1 protein-coding gene is annotated in these 2,231 nt (G+C 53.4%); it reads right to left on the bottom strand.

The genetic code is table 11. From position 1 onward, the window contains the following. Positions 1-232: 232 nt before the first annotated feature. Complete coding sequence (locus R7Q11_RS24580; protein ID WP_000050481.1) at positions 233-1,774, bottom strand: IS91-like element ISCR1 family transposase; 1,542 nt, start codon at positions 1,772-1,774, stop codon at positions 233-235. Between the last annotated feature and the right edge of the window lie 457 nt (positions 1,775-2,231).

Genomic DNA, 2,231 nt, shown 5'->3' with positions numbered 1-2,231 from the left:
GGGTATAGGAAGTATAAACCACCTTTTTGCTCCTCATCCGAAGTATCTTACCTGAAATTCCCTCACTCGTTTACCGCTCAAGCCCCAATTTTAACTGCCGGTCCAGCCTAAACCGCTCTAATAAGGTTCGATTTGGCGGTAAAATCTCTAGCCTGATAGCTCGAGAGATACAAACTGCCCCACCGCCCCGTTTAAAAGTTGGCAGTGTTGAGCAGTGTTGGATTTGGGGTCGTCAGTCAAAGAGACGACTCTGTGATGGATCGAACAGGCTGGGAGTCAGTGGCGGCGCTCGTTCTGGTGGCAGCTCACGCTGCTTGGCGGCATTCGCCTTGGCTGTTTTCTGTTTCAGATGCTTGAGAATCTGCTCAATGACCTTCGGATCTTCGATGCTGGCAATCACTTTGACGTGACCGCCGCAGTGTTCGCAGACTTCAATATCAATATTGAAGACTCGCTTGAGGCGTTGCATCCAGGTCATGGCGCGGTGGCGCTCTGCAGGACTCTTGTCACGCCAGTTAGTATCGAGACCTTCCGATTTGTCGGGCTTCTTGCCCCGCTTGGCGGGTGTTACTTGAACTCGGTGTTTGCTGTTCGGTGCAAAGACGCCGTGGAAGCGTGTGAGGTTGACTCGCGGCTTAGGTACCAACGCAGCGAGTTTGGCGATGAAGTCCAGCGGCTCGAAGATCACATGGGTGGTGCCATTGCGGTACGGAGTTTTGAGCTCGTAACGCACCTGCCCATTGGCGGTTAATGCCAGACGTTTTTCTGAAACCGCTGGCCGACTAATGTAGCGACACAAGCGCTCAAGCTTATCCCGCTGATGCGCTTCGGCCATCACACCGGCGTGTAGCGAGAAACCAGCATGGTTGGCTACTCGACTGCTTGAGTCGGCTTTATCCTCACGCCCTGGCAAGGTTTGCAGGGTGAAGACTTTGCGCCCTTGCTGGGGGCCGACGGCAATGCGATACGTAACCGAAGCACCATGTAATTGAGTCAGCGTATCGTCTTCGCCCTCTTCCAGTGTCAACCACGTATTCTCGGCATCACGCTCCAAAATCCCACGCTTTTCCATGCAGCGAGCGATGCGATGGCTGAGGGTGTGAGCGAGCGTATTCAGCTCATCGTAAGTGGGTGCCTTGACACGATGGAAGCGTTGCTTGCCATAGTCATCTTCGGCATAGACACCATCGAGAAACAGCATGTGGTAGTGGACATTGAGATTTAGCGCGGAGCCAAAGCGTTGGATAAGAGTCACTGAGCCAGTTTGTGCAGAGGCTTTGGTGTAACCGGCTTTTTTGATCAGATGAGTTGAGAGTGTACGATAGACGATACTCAAGACCTGGCCCATCAGCTGGGGATGGCGAGCCAGCAAAAAGCGTAGCTGGAAAGGAAAGCTGAGCACCCACTGGCGAATGGGCTCCTTGGGGAAGACTTCGTCTATCAGCAGCGCCGCACTCTCGGCCATCCGGCGGGCACCGCAGCTAGGGCAAAAGCCGCGTCGTTTACAGCTGAAGGCGACCAGACGCTCGTGATGACAATCCTCGCAGCGAACCCGCATGAAACCATACTCCAGACGGCCACATTGGAGGAGGTCGTTGAATTCTTGTTGGATGTAGCGAGGCAGGTGTTGACCTTGGGCTTCGAGTGAGGCTTTGAAGGCTGGGTAGTGCTGCTCAACCAGCTGGTAGAGCAGCGTCTGGTCGGGTTGGTGGCGTTCGTAACCGTTTGTTTGAGTGGGCGATTGACTCGCCGTGGCGTTCCTTGCCAGCGACATGGGTATCCTCCGCTGATACTGTGGTTATGTACAGTATCAGCGGCTTGCGTTCAGACGTCCAGTCTGGCCCTAGACATCGCTAAATGCTTAACCCGCAATAGCCCTCACGAGTTGTTATCAGCCACTACCGGTTGAGCGAGAAGGTTTTGGGTTCAGGGTGCTATTGCTCCACCAATCACAATACTGAAGCCCCAACTGTTATCAGTTGGGGCTTTTTCTTGTCTGTTTGCGGCGGTTGCGTTTTATCGGTAGTCGTCGAGCTCTGCACCATCCCACATAAGAGCTTAACGGTGCGATCTTCAACGCCATCACACAAAACTTTCTTTTTCACGCACAGTCAACTTATTGGATGTTTTATTAACAACCCAAAAGGAGATATTTAGCGGGCGGCCGGAAGGTGAATGCTAGGCATGATCTAACCCTCGGTCTCTGGCGTCGCGACTGCGAAATTTCGCGA

It is taken from the genome of Vibrio sp. 970, assembly GCF_033339075.1.
Note: the sequence above shows the minus strand (reverse complement) of the source record. Positions and strands in the feature narration are given on the sequence as shown.